Origin of the sequence: Myxococcus sp. SDU36, assembly GCF_030168875.1 — a bacterium.
GTDB lineage: Bacteria > Myxococcota > Myxococcia > Myxococcales > Myxococcaceae > Myxococcus > Myxococcus vastator.
On record NZ_CP077414.1, the window covers coordinates 951,963 to 967,549 of the forward strand.

The window sequence follows — 15,587 nt, forward strand, 5'->3', positions numbered from 1 at the left end:
GTTTGACGGGCTTACGACGTAAGTATAGTGTTGCTTACAACGTAAGTTCAGGCCGGGATGAGAGGCAGGAGAAAAACATGAGCACGCACCAGCAGCGGAAGGTCTGCATCATCGGCGCCTCGGGGAAGCTCGGGCAGTACATGGTGCGGCACGCCCTGGAGCGAGGCTACGAGGTCGTCGGCGTGTGTCGCGAACGCAGCGTCCCGAAGCTCGCCGCGTTCTCGGACCGGATCACGATTGTCCCCGGGCCGACGAACGACCGGGAGGTGATCCGCAAAGCGGTCGCCGGATGCGACGGCGTGCTGACGGTGCTGGCTCCCTGGGGCGTGCAGCAGTACTCGTCGGGCACGGCGCAGGCGGTGCTCGACTTCGCCGTCCCCGACGCGCGTCTGGTCTTCTCCTGTGGCTGGCACATCACCCGGGACGGACAGGACCAGTACTCCGGGAAGTTCAAGGCGTTCGTCCGGATCTTCACGTGGCTGGCCCGCGCCATCCGCCTTGCCGAGATCGACGACCAGGTGGAGGCCTGCCGCCGAATCTTCGCCAGCGATCGGCGGTGGACCGTCGTCCGTGGCAGCGACCTCGAGGAGGGCGAGAGCCAGGGCCTGCCCGTGTGGAGCCGCCACGTCGGCGATCCCGTGCTCGCGAGCAACCTGACGCGGCGCGTGGACTTCGCGCTGTTCATGGTGGAGGCGCTCACCGACGACACGCTCATCCATGAGGCGCCAGCGATTGTCGGGTGCCGCTCACCCAGCGCGCTGGCCCACGCCGGCGGTGGTCGATTCACCGAGCCCGCCGGGAACACGACCTCACCCGTGGGAGACACGCCCCGTTGACTGTCACCCGCTGGAAGTCCTCGCCGTGCGGGCGTCCACCATCAGCGCTGGCGGCTCCCGCCGCTTGACGGGCCCGCGCCGTTCGCGCGAGGAGGGGGCATGCCCACCTTCCGCCTCAAGCAGGACCAGGCCGCGTTGCTCGTCGTGGACATCCAGGAGCGCCTGTGCGCCGCCATGGACCGGGACGCGCTGGACCGGATGCTCAGCCGCACCTCCGCCGCCATCGACGGTGCGCGCGCGCTGGGCCTCCCCATTCTCCTGACCGAGCAGTACCCCAAGGGGCTGGGCCCCACGCACTCGCTGCTCCGCATGCGCGCGCTCAAGGACGTCAAGGCGGTGGAGAAGCTGGAGTTCAGCGCCGCCGTTCCGGACGTGCTGGCCTCGCTCGGCGGGCGCACGCAGGTGCTGGTGGCGGGCATGGAGGCGCACATCTGCGTCTTCCAGACGGTGCGTGACCTGGCCGAGCGCGGGCTGTCCCCGTTCCTGCTGGCGGACGCGGTGCTGTCCCGCGCGCAGGAGGACCGGCAGGTGGGCCTCCAGCTGTGCCGTGACGCGGGCGCGCACGTCGTCACGGTGGAGGCCGCGCTGTTCGACCTGCTCGGGCGCGCCGGCACGCCCGAGTTCAAGCAGGTCTCCGCCGCGGTCCGCTGACCCTCAGCGCGCCTTCTGCACCGCGTGGACGAGCATCCGGAGGACGGTCGCCACGGCCACCAGGGCCGCGGCGAACACCGTCTGCGAGCCCCCCACGGGGAAGTCGTAGAAGAAGGCGAAGAGATAGCCGCCCACGCCCGCGATGGCACCGAAGAGCGTGGCGACGAAGAAGGTCCACGGCAGCCGCAGCTCCAACATCAGCGCGGCGATGGCGGACAGCGTGGAGAAGGCGAACACCGGCAGCGCGCCCAGCGCCCGGGCGCACACGCCCACCATGACGCCAATGCTGACCATCAGCACGCCGTCCAGCAGGCGCACCGGCAGCCCCTGCACCAGCGCGCCCGTCCGGTCGAAGCTGGCGAAGGTGATGCCCCGGTACCACCACAGCTGGATGAACATGACGGCCCCGCCCGCGATGGCCACCGTGTAGAGCTGTTCGGGCGTCACCAGCACCGCCGTGCCGAAGAGGATGCCCTGGATGTCGTGCGCCTCCTGCGCGATGCGGTCTCCCACGAGCACCGCCGCGCCGCCCGCCAGCGCGTAGGCCAGGCCCAGCAGGCTCTCCCGCGTGAGGCGCAGCTTCGCCGGCTCCGTCATCAGCAGCAGCGTGGCCAGCAGGGCCAGGGTGGTGGCGCCCAGCACGGGCTCCACGTGCGTGCCCAGGTGGATGGCGGCGTAGAAGGCCAGCGCTACGCCCAGGCCCGCGGATTGGGCCACCGCGGCGCTGACGAACACCATGCGCCGCAGCACCACGTACACGCTCAGGAAGCCCAGCACGCCGCCGGCGATGAGCGCGCACAGCAGCGGGTCCCTGAACAAATCGAACGCCAGGTGGAACTGCTCCCACTTGGACGGTTCAGCGAGCGTCGTTTCCACGGTGAGGTCCCAGGGGCGCGCGGTGGCAGTACTCGTCGCCGTACTGGCGGCGGAAGGCGGGGTGACAGAAGACGGTGCGGGCATCGCCCATGACGAAGGCGGACGTCTCGCGGTCCACGAAGACGAGCACGTCCGCGTGCTCGGCGGCGACCTCCAGGTCGTGGCACACCACCACCACGCCCAGGCCCCGCTCACGCGACAGCGTGCACAGCCGCTGCATCGTCTCGCGCTCGGCCACCGCGTCCATGGCGGCGGTGGGCTCGTCCAGCAGCACCAGGTCCGCCTCGGTGGCCACCAGCCGGGCCAGCAGCGTGCGCTGCTTCTGACCCTCCGACAGCTCGCGGTAGGGCCGCGCCGCGAAGGCCTTGGCGCCGGCCGTCTCCAGCGCGCTCTGCACGGCCTGCCGGTCCGCCTTCCGGGCGAAGGGCCACAGGAAGCTCCAGCCGCGCAGGCGTCCCCACGCCGTCAGCTCGCCCGCGCGCAGCGGCAACAGCGAGTCGATGGCGGACGTCTGCGGCACATAGGCGCTGCGCACCTGCGCGGAGGCGCGGGAGATGGTGCCGGACACCGGCGGCTGCATGCCCAGCAGCGTCCGGAACCAGGTGCTCTTGCCGGAGCCGTTGCGGCCCACCACCGCCACGAACTGGCCGCGGCGGATGGTCAGGTCGATGGGCGGCAGGATGGCCTTGCCGTCGTAACCGATGACCAGCTTCTCGCAGGTGAGCAGCGCGTCACCCGGGGTGAAGGGGGTGGGTACCGCGTGCGCGCCGTCCGAGGGCTCAACGGTCTTCACGCCGCACCTCCGCCTGTGGCTCCAGGGTGGCCATTGCCTCCACCATCGCGGTCCGGAGGGCGACGTTCTCGGGAGCGTTCAGGTCCACCACGCCGTCGGGGCCGGGCGTGGTGGACGCCCAGTCCAGCGAGTCGAACAGCGTGGGCGCCAGCGCCAGCCGCAGGGCCAGCTTCACGCGCGGCTTGTTCTCCCGGTCCGCGGGGATGTCCACCGTGCCACGCAGCACCAGCAGCGGCGTGGCCTCCGCCGCCGCCGCCAACGCGAGCCGGAAGCGGCGCTCGTCGTTGAAGCGCGGCGTGGCGCGGCTGTCGCGCACGACGCCTTCCAGGTGCACCGACGACACGTCCCACTGGTAGCGGCTGACCTGGGTGCGGTCCAGCTCGCAGGACGGCTCGCAGCCGGGCGACAGCGTCTGGTCCGCCAGCAGGTCCAGGTCCGCGTCCACATGCAGGCTGGCCACCGTGGCCTCCGCGCCGCCACCGCCGCCATCCAGCTCCGCCTGGATGTCCTCGTAGTCCACCAGCGCGCCGTCGTCGCGGTGGCAGTGGCCGTTGTGGCAGTTGCCGTAGCCCGGCGGCGGGTTGGCCGGGTCGAAAGTCGCGGGGCCGCGGGTGCCGCCGCTGGCCACCAGGTCGATGTGGTCCACGCCCAGCGCCGCGCCGTCCAGGCGGAGCTCGAAGTCGGAGGCGAGCCGCTGGAAGCCGTTGCCCACGTCGCGCCCGGCCACCGGCGTGTAGTCCGCGCGGACGGTGGGTTCCAGCACGGCGAAGCTCTCACCGGAGTCCAGCGCGCAGCCGGACAGGAGGAGTAGGGGAAGGAGGAGGCGGGTCCGCATGGCTCAGGTCCCCTTGCCGGCGAGCCCCTTCTCCAGGCGCTCGACCATTTCGTTGATGTGCTGGAGGTACGTCTCGTTCGCCTTGAAGTCCGTGCCGCCGTGCAGGGTGACCAGCGGCGCGGGAATCTTCGAGGCCACCAGCCGCGCGGTGGTGTCCGGGTAGTAGCTCTCCATCAGCACCATGCGCGCCTTGCGCTGACGGCCCTGGGCCAGGACGCTCGCCACGTGGGACGGGTTGGGCGGGATGCCGGGCTTGGGCTCCAGGTAGATGATGGTGTCGAAGCCCAGCCAGTCCGCCAGGTACGCCATGGTCCGGTGGTAGGCGATGACGGGCTGGCCACGCAGCGACACCAGCCGCTTCTCCCAGTCCGCGCGCGACTTCTCCAGCTCGGTGGTGAAGGTGGCCAGGTTGTCGCGGTAGGCCCGCGCGTTCTTCGGATCCAACTGCGCCAGCCGGTCGGTGATGCCACGCGCGACGGACAGCGCCTGACGCGGGTCATAGAGGAAGTGCGGGTTGCCGCCCGGGTGGACGTCGCCCTGGCCCCGGTCCACCTGCACCGTGGGGACCTCCAGCAGCTTCACGAACTGCGAGGCCACCAGGTAGCCCGGGTTGCCCACGAGGATCTTCGAGTTGCGCGCGCCCACCTGGAGCGTGGGCAGCCATCCAATCTCCAGGTCCAGACCCACGGCGATGAGCAGGTCCGCGCGGTTGAGCGCCAGGGCGAGGTTCGGCTTGGCGTCCACGAAGTGCGGATCCTGGCTGGACAGCGCCAGGGCCTGCACCTTGACGTGGTCGCCGCCCACGGCCTTCGTCAGCGCGGCCAGGTCCGGCAGGGTGGTGACGACGTTGAGGTCCGCCCGGGCGGGGGAGGCGACGGAGAGGGTGAAGGCGGCGCACACGGCCGCGAGCAGACGGGAGAGACGCATGGTCATGGCTCCTGAGAAAGGGGTTAGAAGGCGTGGGCGCCGTGGGCGCCGGTCACCAGCTCGAGCGCGAGCATCAAGGAGTAGCCGGGTTCATCCCGCCACCCGGCCCTGTCACGGGCGCCCTGGAGGCGCAGCCGGGAGAACTCGGTGGGCCAGAAGGTGACGTTGGCGGACACGCGGTTGCGTGACTCCGTCCACTCCGGGTCCAGCGGGTCGATGACGCGCGCGCCGTCTTCGCCGCGCGCCGCGGTTCCCAGTTCGTAGCGCAGCGCGGTGGCCCACCGCGGCGAGAAGCGCCAGGCGGCCTGGGCGTAGGTGTTGAAGTCCGTCAGCACGTCTCCGGGCACCTGGCGGCGGCGGTAGTAGGCCTCCGCCTGGAGCGTGATGAGCGTGGTGTTGTAGGCCTGGGTGATGGGCCGGTAGCGCAGGTACAGGTCCGTGCCGAACACGTCCGTGCGGTTGCGGTAGCCGGTGGGGTTGGGCCCGGTGGCGGTGGACAGGCCCCACATGAGGGACACGTCGTCCGACAGGGGGAAGAACTGCTTCACCGCGCCGGTGAGCTGCAAATCGAACGGGGACTGCACCCGCTCGTTGGTGGCGCCCAGGAAGCTGCGCGCGGTGGCCTCGCCGGTGGCGTCGGTGGTGCTGCCAATCACCTCCACGTACCAGGGCAGGGGCGCCAGCCAGGACACCTCGGCGCCCAGGCCGCGGTTGCCTTCGCCTCCGAAGATGCGGCCCACGGCGAAGGGCTGGTCCACGAAGTCCCACGAATGCGGGTGCGTGGGGTTGATGCGGCCGAAGCGCGTGAGGAACTGACCGGCGCGCACCTGGAGGTTGTAGGGCAGCGTCAGCGTGGTGCCGTAGGCCTCTTCGATTTCCACGCCGAACTGGCTGAAGACGATGTTGGCGTCGAAGCGGAAGTAGGGGTCCACCACCGAGCCGATGGACAGCTCCAACTGCTGCAGGTTGAAGCCGTTGTGCGTGGGGTCATGCGCGCCGCTCTGCAGGGGCTCCTTGTCCGTGAAGGCCGCGGCGGCCACGTCCAGGATGAAGCTCAGGTCCAGGAAGTTCGCGCCCGTGTTGGGGTTGTTCACCCCGGGGATGGAGAGCGCGGAGCCACCGCCGGGGCTGGAGGCGGGCGGCGCCGCGGTGCCGGTGGGCGCGTTCTGCTGCGCGGCCGCGGCGTCGCTGCCAAGCGCCTTCTCGATTTCCTCCAGCTCCTCGGGCGTGAGCGCGGGCGCGGCGTCTTCCTGTGACTCCTGCACGGGGGCGTCCGCCGGAGGCGCGGAGGCGTCCTGGGCGCTGGCGCCGCTGGCGAAGAGGAAGGGCGTGAGTGAAACGACGATGAGAGCGCCGTGAGCACGGCGCGAACGGGTTGCCACCTGGAATGCTCCTCGAACGGGGCGCCCGCGAAGCGGCCACGCCCACCAATGACCTGCCAGTCCTCAGACGACGCACGTCACGCGCGCGCGGGCGGCGAGGCCTTGGGGGCGGTATCGAGGATGGAGAGGGGGGGCTGGACGCGGGGCGGCGCGGTGGCCGGACGGCTCACTGCGAGCAGCGTCAGCACCAGGGCCGTGCGGTGGGGCGTCAGGAGCTCCGCGCGGGAGCTGGACGTCACCAGCGGACATTCCTCATGGGTGAGGGCGGTTGAGTCGGTGACGGCCTCGGGCAGGGCGGACAGCTGCGGGCTCTGTTCAATCGCGAGCCGGGACAGCCGCGCGCCCGTGCCGAGCGCCGTCTCCTCGAACGTCTGATGCTGCGGACAGAACCGGTGCGCGTGCTCGTCCCTCGCGTGTATCAGCGCGCCCAGCGGCTGACACACCCACAGCGCGACGAGCAGCGTCGCGGTGCAGCGGGCGAAGGTGTGGGCTCGCTGATTCATCGGAAGGGGCGGTTGCCCGGGTGCTCTAATGAGGCGGCACGGCGGGTGTCAAGGGACGGTATCACGCTCTGATTCGTCCGGGTGGGGATGTGTCGGCCCCGGTCGGGCGTTGGGGACCAATGGGATGAACGGACAGCCGGACGGAGGATTCATTCCAGTGGCGACGCTGGACGCGCTCGACGCGCGGGGTCGCGCGGTGGTCCAGGTGGACGGGGTCGCGGTGGCCCTCTTTCGCGTGGAGGGGGAGCTGCACGCGGTGGCGGACGCGTGTCCCCACCGGGCCGGGCCCCTGTCCGAGGGTGACCTGGTGGGATACGTGGTGCACTGTCCGTTGCACACCTGGCCGTTCGACGTCCGGACGGGGCTGTGCCCGCGGCACCCCGGAGTGCAGGTCCGCACCTATGCGGTGCGTGTGCAGGGGCAGCACATCCTCGTGTCCGCATCGGGTAGGGTCCAGGCCCCCTGAATGCCGGTCCCTTCCAGGAGCGACTCCGCTGTGACTTCGTCCCGAGCCCGCCGCAAAGCCCCCTCCGCTGCCGCCCCCGCGGGTGTCCCGGATACCTCGGCCATGGCGCGTGCCGTGGCGGACTTCCTGCGCGCCGCCGGCCTGGACCTCCAGGACATCCACCTGGCGGACACCCCCGAGCGCGTGGCCGAGGCCTGGACGGCCGAGTTCCTCGACGGCTACAGCCGCACCCCGGAGCAGGCGCTGGGTGAGACGTTCCCCGCGCCGCCGGGCTCCTCCGGCGAGCTGGTGGTGGTGACGGACCTGCGCTTCCACTCCATGTGTCCGCACCACCTGCTGCCGCTCACCGGACGGGCCCACGTGGCCTACGTGCCGGGCAAGCGGGTGGTGGGCTTTGGCCGCCTGTCATCACTGGTGGACTGCTTCGCGCACCGGCTCATCCTCCAGGAAGACCTGGCGCGGGAAGTGGCGCGTTCCCTGGCCCTGGTGCTGGGCAGCCCCGCCACCGCGTGCATCATTGAAGCGGAGCAGGCGTGCCTGCGCTTGCGCGGTGACAAGCAGCGCGACGCCGTCACCCACTCGGAGGCCTATGAAGGCACCCTGCGGCGTGACGGCCCCCTGCGCCGTGAGCTGTGGGCCCGGTTGGGGGCCCGGCGATGAGCACGCCCGTGCCCGGGCCTCGCGTGGCGCCCGAGCGCGTGGCCCGCGTGCGCGAGGCGCTGTCCGCTGTCCTGGCCCCAGAGCAGCTGCGCGAAGATGACGCCTCGCTGGCCGCCTATGCCCGGGATGAGTCCGACAGCGGCGTCCATGCGCCCGACCTCGTCGTCTTCCCTGCCGACACGCGGCAGGTGTCGGAGGTCTTCAAGGTGTGCGCGGCGCACGGCGTGCCCTTCACCCCTTGCGGCGCGCGGAGCGGCAAGAGTGGTGGCTCGCTGCCCTTGCACGGTGGGGTGGCGGTGAGCCTGGAGCGGATGAACCGCATCCTCTCCATCTCCCCGGAAGACCTCACCGCGGTGGTGCAGCCCGGCGTCATCACGGGTGACTTGATGAAGGCCGTGGAGGCGGTGGGGCTCTTCTATCCACCGGACCCGAACTCCTGGGAGCTGTGCACGCTGGGCGGCAACGTGGCGGAGAACGCCGGCGGGCCTCGCGCGCTCAAATACGGTGTCACCCGGGACTACGTCATTGGACTGGAGTGGGTCCTCCCGGACGGGGAGGTGGTGCGGGTGGGCCGGCGCACCATCAAGGGCGTGGCGGGGTATGACCTGGTGGGCCTCTTCGTCGGCTCGGAGGGCACGCTGGGGGTCGCCACGGAAATCACCGTCCAGCTCATCCCGCTGCCGCGCGAGGTGCTGACGGCCCTGGTGGTGTTTCCGTCCGTGCTGCACGCGGCGCGCGCCGTGTCCGCCGTGCTGGCCGCGGGCATCCTCCCGCGTTGCCTGGAGCTCATCGATGACGTGGCCCTGCGGGCGGTGAACGGCCGCGGCTTCCAGTTCCCCCCGGGCGCGGGCTCCGCCGTCATCGTGGAGGTGGATGGCAACGGCCGCGAGGGCTTGCTCGCTGAGCTGTCTCAATTGGGTGACCTCTGTACCGCTCAGGGGGCCACCGAGACGCTGGTGGCCCAGGATGCCTCCCAGCGCGAGAAGCTCTGGGCCGCGCGCAGGGCGATTTCCCCAGCCCTCCGGGCCCTCAAGCCTCACAAGATTTCCGAGGACATCGTCGTGCCCCGCTCCAAGATTCCCGAGGTCATCGAGCGCCTGAAGGCCCTGGGCGCCGAGCTGGGCCTCACCGTGGCCACCTATGGCCACGCGGGAGATGGGAACCTGCACGCCAACATCCTCTACGAGGGCGCCCACCAACGGCCGCTGGTGGAGGAAGCCCTGCGGCGCATGCTGGTGATGACCGTGGAACTGGGCGGTACGATCACAGGCGAGCACGGTGTGGGCCACGCGAAGCGGGAATATCTTTCGCTGGAGCAGTCCCCCGCGCTCATCGATTTGCAGCGCAGGCTCAAGGCCTTCTTCGATCCATCAGGGTTGCTCAATCCCTCGAAAATCTTCCCCGCGCCCAAGCGTTGTTGATTCGTGACCGGCGCGGCTCGTTTTCGTCCCGGCGTCGAGCGGCTTACCGTCCAAGTCATGGGAAGGGCTGGGAATGTCGCTCGAAATGCCGAATCGGACCTGGAATGAGAAACCCTTTCGCTCGTTGCGCGTCTCAGTTCCAGGTGGACGCGAGGCGGCGGAGGAGCGCGCGTCCGGCATCGAACGGAGGACGGGAAATCATGGCCAATTCGACGAAGTACGCAGCCGAGGGCCTGTCGCACTACCTTCGGAACCTGGGCGGGCACCAGCAGCTGACGCGTGAGCAGGAGTACGAGCTCGCGCGCCGCGCCCGCCAGGGTGACGAGTCCGCGCGGCAGACGCTCGCCAGCTCCAATCTGGCCTTCGTTGTCGCCGTGGCGAAGAAGTTCGCCAATCGCGGCGCGCGCCTGGATGACCTCATCCAGGAGGGCAACGTCGGTCTCATGAAGTCGATCGAGCACTTCGATCCAAAGAAGAACGTGCGCTTCGCCACCTACGCCGTGTGGTGGATTCGCGCCTACATCACCCGGTACCTGAAGGACAACCGCAGCCAGGTACGCGGCGGTGAGGCCGAGCGCGGCAGCATGGTGGACTTCTCGCTGGACGCCACCATCGACGAGGACGGCGAGACGACCTTCCTCGACCGGCTGGAGGACAACGGCCCGTCGCCTCAGCAGGTGTTCCTGTCGCACGAGCAGGACACGGAGATTCAGGAGGCGCTCGCCAAGGTGCGCAAGCGCATCGGTGACCTGGGCTGGGACATCCTCACGGAGCGGCTGACGCAGGACAAGCCGCTGACGCTGGAGGAGCTGGGCCAGCGGTGGGGCGTGTCGCGTGAGCGCGTGCGTCAGGTGGAGCTGAAGACGAAGAACTTCCTCGAGCGCTACCTGCAAGCGTTCAACGAGAACGAAGAGCACCTGGGCGAGCTGGCCGCCGACGCGGCGGCATGAGCGGCCCTCCAGGGCGCTTCCCACCTGGGAAGGCGCGTCATCGGGGCGGGACGGACCGGGTCACTCCGGGCCGCTCCCGCCTCTTGTCGTTTGGCGGATGTTTGACCCGCCATGGTTTGCTAGCGGGCAAAAGCGCGTGCTAAGCCCGGCGCTTATGCGCCTGATTTCATTTGCTTTGAGCCTCCTCCTGAGCCTGCCTGCCTGGGGGGCTGAGGCCTCCCTGCTGTCCGAGCTTGACGGGCTGTACGCGAAGCGCGGCGAGCCCGGCGGGGAGAAGGCCTATGAGGGGGCGTTGAAGACGGCGCTGGACGCGGCGCCGGAGGACTACGAGCTGGTCTGGCGCAAGGCGCGCATCCTCCAGTGGCAGGCGGACGGGGCGGCAAGCGAGAAGCTGAAGAAGGTGCTGGGTCGCCAGACGTGGGACTGGGGTGAGAAGGCGGTGAAGCTCAACCCCGCCCGGGTGGAGGGCCACTACTACGCGGCCACAGGTATCGGCGCCTACTCGCAGGCCGTGGGCATCATGAAGGCGCTGGGCGAGGGGCTCGAGGGCAAGTTCAACGAGCGGCTCGACAAGGCCATCCAGCTTGACGCGGACTATGACCGGGGCGCGCCGCTGCTGGCCAAGGGCCGCTACTACTACGAGCTGCCCTGGCCCAAGCGCGACCTGGCGAAGTCCGCCAGCCTCTACGAGAAGGCCATCGCGAAGCACCCGCGGATGCTGCGCGCCTACTACTTCCTGGCGGAGACGCTCCTCAAGGACGGCAAGGCGGAGAAGGCGCGCGAGGCCATCCAGAAGGTGAAGCAAGGCAGCATCGCGTACGACCCGGCGGAGGGGCGGCGCGTGCAGGAGTGGTCCAAGAAGGTCGAAGCCGATATCGAGAAGGAGCTCAGATGAGGGCAGAGAATCAGGTGGCGGTTCCCGCTGCCGCGGGGGGTGATGCGACGCTGGTCCAACTGCTCATCCAGCGCGCGAAGAACGCGTCGGCGGTGGGCGCATGCCACAAGAAGGACGGCCGCTGGCAGGACGTCACCTTCGCCCAGTTCCTGGACGAGGTGAAGGCGCTCTCCGCGGGCCTGGTGGCCCAGGGGGTGAAACCCGGGGACCGGGTGGCCATCTTCGCGAACACCAGCCTGCAGTGGCTCATCTGCGACGTGGCCATCAGCGCCGCGCAGGCCATCACCGTCCCCATCTACGCGTCCAACACGCCGGATGAGTGCCGGTACATCCTCAACCACTCCGAGACGACGCTCGTCTTCGTGGACAACGACGAGAAGGACGCCCGGCAGGCAGGCCGGCTCACGCGCCTTCGCCAGAAGCTGGCGGAGTGTCCGGCGCTCCGCCGCGTCGTCGTCTTCGAGGGCCCCGTCGCTGGCGGCACCGAGCTGTCGCTCGCCGACGTCGTCGCCCAGGGCCGTACGGAGCACGCGGCCCGTCCCGACGACTTCGACGCGCGGGTGGCGGGCGTGAGCGTGGAGGACACCGCCTCCATCATCTACACGTCCGGCACCACGGGTGACCCCAAGGGCGTCATCCTCACGCACCGGAACTGGGCCTTCGAGGCCAAGGCCGCCCAGTCGGTGGGGATGATGACGCCCAGCGACTCGGTGATGTTGTTCCTGCCGCTGGCGCACGTCTTCGCGCAGGTGGTGAAGGCGGGCTGGCTGAGCATGGGCTACCGGCTCATCGTCGCGGAGTCGGTGGACAAGCTGCTGGCCAACCTGGTGGAGACGCGCCCCACGGTGCTGCCGTCGGTGCCGCGCGTCTTCGAGAAGGTCTACAACAACGTGGTGGCCAACGGCTCGGCGGCCCCGGGCCTCAAGGGCCGGCTCTTCCGCTGGGCCTTCAAGCTGTTCGACGAGTACGTCGAGGCGCGCGGCCAGGGCCGCGAGTACGCCACCCTGGGCTTCGCGCTGGCGAAGAAGCTGGTGTTCTCCAAGGTGCACGCGGCCATCAGCGAGAAGCTGGGCGGCAACATGCGCGTGTTCATCTCCGGCGGCGCGCCCCTGGCCCCGAAGATTGGCTACTTCTTCGACCTGCTGGGCCTCAAGGTGCTGGAGGGCTACGGCCTGACGGAGACGTCCGCCGGCACCACCATCAACCGCGAGCACAAAATCAAGATTGGCAGCGTGGGCTCGCCCCTACCGGGCATGGAGGTGATGATTGCCTCCGACGGTGAAATCCTCATCCGCGGCCCGTCCGTCATGAAGGGGTACTACAAGAACCCCGACGCCACGGCGGAGGCCATCGACGCGGAGAACTGGTTCCACACCGGGGACATTGGCGAGCTGGACGCGGACAACTACCTGCGCATCACCGACCGCAAGAAGGACCTCATCGTCACCGCGGGCGGGAAGAACGTGGCGCCGCAGAACCTGGAGAACGCCCTCAAGACGCACGCCATCATCAGCCAGGCCATGGTGTACGGCGACAAGCGGCCGTACCTGGTGGTGCTCGTCACCGTGTCGGAGGAGGGCGCGCGCAAGCTCCTGCAGGACCAGGGCGCCCCGGTGGGCACCTACGCGGAGAACGCCCGGCGTCCGGAGGTCCATGCGGCGGTGAAGGCCGCGGTGGATCAGCTCAACACGCAGCAGCCGCCATACGCCACCCTCAAGCGCTTCACCGTGCTGGAGAACGACTTCAGCCAGGAGACGGAGGAGCTGACGCCCAAGCTCAGCGTGAAGCGGAAGGTCTGCACCCAGAAGTACAAGGCGCAGCTCGACCGGATGTACGAAGGCACCGCCGTGGTCGGCTGAGGCTCACGCCACACACGGCCAAAAGCGAACGCCCGGCCCACCCCTTGTTCCAGGGGGCGGCTCGGGCGTTGCGCGTTTCAAGGCACGGCGCACGTCCTGCCGGGAGGCACTGCGGCCACCCGGCGGCGGCTCAGACGTGGCTGCTGGGCGTCTGGCTCTTGGCGACGTCGTTCTGTACGCCGGAGGCGCTGGAGAGCGAACCCGAGGCCTTCTTGTCCCCAGGGGCCGCCGCCGCGTCCTCGCCCTCACCGCCGAAGCCGCGCTTGAAGTTGCGGATCGCACTTCCCAGCGAAGAGCCCAGCTGTGGCAGGCGCGACGCTCCGAACAGGAGCAGCAGCACCCCCATGATCAGCAGGATTTCCATTCCCTTCAAACCCATCATTTGGCTCCTTCGCGAAGACGCCAGGAGCATACCGATGGCCGCCGCCGACCGCTAGCAAGACCGGCGGACGATTCAAGCCTGCATGGTTGCTGGAGAACCGAGCGCCGCGACGGGGGCCTGGGCCAGGGTGAGGAAGAGGGTGCTGCCGCCTCGGTCCGACTCGACGCCCACGCTGCCACCGTGCGCCTCCACCTCCTGCCGGGCCAGATAGACGCGCAAGGGGTCCTCCAGCCGCTTCTCCCGGAAGGCGCGCTCCTCGCGCTGGAAGACGGCGGCGGCGTCCTCATCCGTCAAGGGCGCCCCGTCCCGGCGGACCTCCACGCGCACCCTGGGCGCGAAGTCGCGGAGGCCCAGGCGGATGACCTCACCCTGCTGGGCGCGGGCCAGCTGGTACTGGATGAAGGACTCCACGGCGTGCTGGATGCGGGCCCCGTCCACGATGACCTCGGGCACCGCCTCCGCCGGATTCAGGTCCAACACGAGCGCCACCTGGGCCGCCGTGGCCGCGGCGCGCTGCCGCTCCACCGCCGCGTCCAGCAGGGGCAGCAGGGACTGGCGCTCCTGCTCGCAGGGCAGGGAGCCCAGGTCCGCCCGGCTGGCATCGAAGAAGTCCTGCGAGAAGGCCAGCGAGCGGTCCGCGTTGCGGAGGATGGTCTCCAGGCCCCGCTGCACCTTGGCCTCCAGGGGCACGCGGCCGTTGAGCAGCAGGGCCGCGTACGAGCGCACGTTGGCCAGCGAGCCGCGCAAATCGTGCGACGCCATGGACAGGTAGCGCACCCGCCGGCGCACCCCGGCCTCGTCCCACGCCAGGGGCGAGGTCCATAGCAGCACCGCGCCGTCCTCCAGCGTCTCCTCGCCCGCCATCAGCACCTGGCCGGCCCGCTCCCAGAGGCTCCCGCTTCCGGAGCGCCGCTGGAAGCCCGCCACCGCCATGAGCTCCGGCAGGGAACCCACGCGGCTGGGGAGCGCCTCCAGCCCCAGCTGCTCCAGCAGGGAGCGGCCGAGCAGGCGCGGGCTGCCTCCACGAGGCAGCAGCAGCAGCAGCCCTGGCGCCGCCATGTCGCCTGCCTTCAGCTCCCCCACGCTCGCCACGTTCCACACCCCCAGTCCATCAGGTCACGGAAAGGGTGGGCAGTGACTGTCGGTTTTGCAACGTGGGCCCATGTCCGGCGGCATGGGCGCATTTTCTTGCGCGGCCGTGTGGGAGGATGGTTGAAGAATCCCAGCGACGCACCTCGGGAGACGGCTCTGACCTTGCACAATGCGCAGCATGCGAGGGCCCCGGTGGTCCTGGTCGTTGATGACGACCCGGACATCCTGGAAGCCCTTTCAGAGATTCTGGAAGCCGAAGGCTTCGAAATCCGCCGGGCGCGGAACGGGAAGGAGGCGTTGGACCGGCTCGAACCCGAACCGCCCAACCTCATCCTGTTGGACCTGATGATGCCGGTGATGGACGGTTGGGAGTTCGCCCAGCGGATGCGGCAGAAGCCGCCCGAGGTGGCGCGCATCCCCCTCATCGTCCTGAGCGCGGACCGCAATGTCGGCAGCAAGGCCTCCGACATCGGCGCGGTGGGCCATCTGGCGAAGCCGTTCGAACTCAACGACTTGTTGGACATGGTTCGCCGCTCACTGAATCCCACCGCCGCGTCCACCAGCGCGTGACAGATGCCGCATCCGTGTCTTGACCTGCCAGGGGGGGCACCATTACGGTCCCCCTGTCTTTGATTTTCAAATCAACGGTCAGGCCAAGGAGTGTGTCGTGAGCGCGAAGGACATCATCGAGAACCAGATTCCGGAGACCCTCAAGGCGAAGCCGGAGCTGGCGAAGGAACTCAACGCCGTCATCGTCTTTGACGTGTCGGGTGAGGGCGGCGGGAAGTGGACGCTGGACGCCACCAAGTCCGAGGGCTGGGTGACGGAAGGTGCGGCCGACAACGCGAAGATGACCATCTCCGTGAGCAACGACGACTTCGTGAAGATTCGCGAGAAGAAGCTCAACGCGCAGATGGCGGCCATGCAGGGCAAGCTGAAGTTCAAGCCCATGGACATGGGCCTCGCGATGAAGCTCGCGAAGCTGCTCTGAGCAGACTCCGCCCGCTGACTTCCGTCGCACGCGGCGCGTCTCCTTCACAGGGGCGCGCCGCGGTCGTT

The 15,587-nt window shown here is 69.6% G+C and carries 18 protein-coding genes; 10 read left to right on the plus strand and 8 right to left on the minus strand.

Features of this window, described 5'->3' with window-relative positions:
- Window positions 1–77 precede the first annotated feature (77 nt).
- Together KGD87_RS03860 and KGD87_RS03865 are read left to right on the plus strand one after the other, a co-directional pair.
- The gene (locus KGD87_RS03860) at window positions 78–836 is read left to right on the plus strand and encodes an NAD(P)-dependent oxidoreductase (protein WP_284666200.1); all 759 of its coding nucleotides are present in this window, start codon (window positions 78–80) and stop codon (window positions 834–836) included.
- A gap of 99 nt (window positions 837–935) precedes the next feature.
- Window positions 936–1,487 (plus strand): isochorismatase family protein, encoded by a 552-nt coding sequence (locus KGD87_RS03865; RefSeq protein ID WP_284666201.1) that lies wholly within the window; start codon window positions 936–938, stop codon window positions 1,485–1,487.
- Between the two features lie 3 nt (window positions 1,488–1,490).
- Here the strand turns inward: KGD87_RS03865 and KGD87_RS03870 are convergent, their stop codons facing one another.
- The 6 genes from KGD87_RS03870 to KGD87_RS03895 all read right to left on the minus strand — a co-directional run bounded on the left by KGD87_RS03870 (window position 1,491) and on the right by KGD87_RS03895 (window position 6,803).
- A complete protein-coding gene (locus tag KGD87_RS03870) occupies window positions 1,491–2,363 on the minus strand; it encodes a metal ABC transporter permease (RefSeq protein ID WP_284666202.1) in 873 nt (290 codons plus the stop codon).
- Window positions 2,344–3,156 carry a metal ABC transporter ATP-binding protein gene (locus KGD87_RS03875; RefSeq protein WP_284666203.1) on the minus strand — a complete coding sequence of 271 codons (813 nt, stop codon included), beginning with the start codon at window positions 3,154–3,156 and terminating at the stop codon, window positions 2,344–2,346. The genes KGD87_RS03870 and KGD87_RS03875 overlap by 20 nt, the downstream gene beginning before the upstream one ends.
- Window positions 3,143–3,991 (minus strand): hypothetical protein, encoded by an 849-nt coding sequence (locus KGD87_RS03880; protein WP_284666204.1) that lies wholly within the window; start codon window positions 3,989–3,991, stop codon window positions 3,143–3,145. Before KGD87_RS03880 ends, KGD87_RS03875 begins: the two co-directional genes overlap by 14 nt.
- A 3-nt stretch (window positions 3,992–3,994) precedes the next feature.
- Entirely contained in the window at window positions 3,995–4,924 is a 930-nt protein-coding gene (locus KGD87_RS03885) for a metal ABC transporter substrate-binding protein (RefSeq protein WP_284666205.1), read from the minus strand.
- Between the two features lie 17 nt (window positions 4,925–4,941).
- Complete coding sequence (locus tag KGD87_RS03890) at window positions 4,942–6,300, minus strand: zinc-regulated TonB-dependent outer membrane receptor (RefSeq protein ID WP_284666206.1); 1,359 nt, start codon at window positions 6,298–6,300, stop codon at window positions 4,942–4,944.
- Between the two features lie 77 nt (window positions 6,301–6,377).
- Window positions 6,378–6,803 carry a hypothetical protein gene (locus KGD87_RS03895; protein ID WP_284666207.1) on the minus strand — a complete coding sequence of 142 codons (426 nt, stop codon included), beginning with the start codon at window positions 6,801–6,803 and terminating at the stop codon, window positions 6,378–6,380.
- A 157-nt stretch (window positions 6,804–6,960) separates the two neighbouring features.
- Here KGD87_RS03895 and KGD87_RS03900 point away from each other — a divergent pair, with 157 nt between their 5' ends.
- From KGD87_RS03900 to KGD87_RS03925, 6 genes are all read left to right on the plus strand, one after another.
- Window positions 6,961–7,269 (plus strand): Rieske (2Fe-2S) protein, encoded by a 309-nt coding sequence (locus tag KGD87_RS03900; RefSeq protein ID WP_284666208.1) that lies wholly within the window; start codon window positions 6,961–6,963, stop codon window positions 7,267–7,269.
- A 102-nt stretch (window positions 7,270–7,371) separates the two neighbouring features.
- Window positions 7,372–7,929, plus strand: a complete 558-nt coding sequence (folE, locus tag KGD87_RS03905; protein WP_284666209.1) for a GTP cyclohydrolase I — start codon at window positions 7,372–7,374, stop codon at window positions 7,927–7,929.
- The gene (locus KGD87_RS03910; RefSeq protein WP_284666210.1) at window positions 7,926–9,350 is read left to right on the plus strand and encodes an FAD-binding oxidoreductase; all 1,425 of its coding nucleotides are present in this window, start codon (window positions 7,926–7,928) and stop codon (window positions 9,348–9,350) included. The genes folE and KGD87_RS03910 overlap by 4 nt, the downstream gene beginning before the upstream one ends.
- A gap of 200 nt (window positions 9,351–9,550) precedes the next feature.
- Window positions 9,551–10,300, plus strand: a complete 750-nt coding sequence (locus KGD87_RS03915; RefSeq protein ID WP_163785022.1) for a sigma-70 family RNA polymerase sigma factor — start codon at window positions 9,551–9,553, stop codon at window positions 10,298–10,300.
- Window positions 10,301–10,397: 97 nt separating this feature from the next.
- Window positions 10,398–11,195, plus strand: coding sequence for a tetratricopeptide repeat protein (locus tag KGD87_RS03920; protein WP_284666211.1), 798 nt, complete (start codon window positions 10,398–10,400; stop codon window positions 11,193–11,195).
- A complete protein-coding gene (locus tag KGD87_RS03925; protein ID WP_284666212.1) occupies window positions 11,192–13,054 on the plus strand; it encodes an AMP-dependent synthetase/ligase in 1,863 nt (620 codons plus the stop codon). The genes KGD87_RS03920 and KGD87_RS03925 overlap by 4 nt, the downstream gene beginning before the upstream one ends.
- Before the next feature lie 130 nt (window positions 13,055–13,184).
- Here KGD87_RS03925 and tatA read toward each other — a convergent pair whose 3' ends face one another.
- On the minus strand, window positions 13,185–13,466 hold the full coding sequence (gene tatA / locus KGD87_RS03930; protein ID WP_350101412.1) for a twin-arginine translocase TatA/TatE family subunit: 282 nt from the start codon (window positions 13,464–13,466) through the stop codon (window positions 13,185–13,187).
- Window positions 13,467–13,508: 42 nt separating this feature from the next.
- Entirely contained in the window at window positions 13,509–14,537 is a 1,029-nt protein-coding gene (locus KGD87_RS03935; RefSeq protein ID WP_284666213.1) for a sensor histidine kinase, read from the minus strand.
- A gap of 183 nt (window positions 14,538–14,720) precedes the next feature.
- Here KGD87_RS03935 and KGD87_RS03940 point away from each other — a divergent pair, with 183 nt between their 5' ends.
- Both KGD87_RS03940 and KGD87_RS03945 read left to right on the plus strand, forming a co-directional pair.
- Window positions 14,721–15,098, plus strand: a complete 378-nt coding sequence (locus tag KGD87_RS03940; protein ID WP_176419015.1) for a response regulator — start codon at window positions 14,721–14,723, stop codon at window positions 15,096–15,098.
- Between the two features lie 97 nt (window positions 15,099–15,195).
- A complete protein-coding gene (locus KGD87_RS03945; RefSeq protein WP_176419016.1) occupies window positions 15,196–15,519 on the plus strand; it encodes an SCP2 sterol-binding domain-containing protein in 324 nt (107 codons plus the stop codon).
- Window positions 15,520–15,587: the final 68 nt, after the last annotated feature.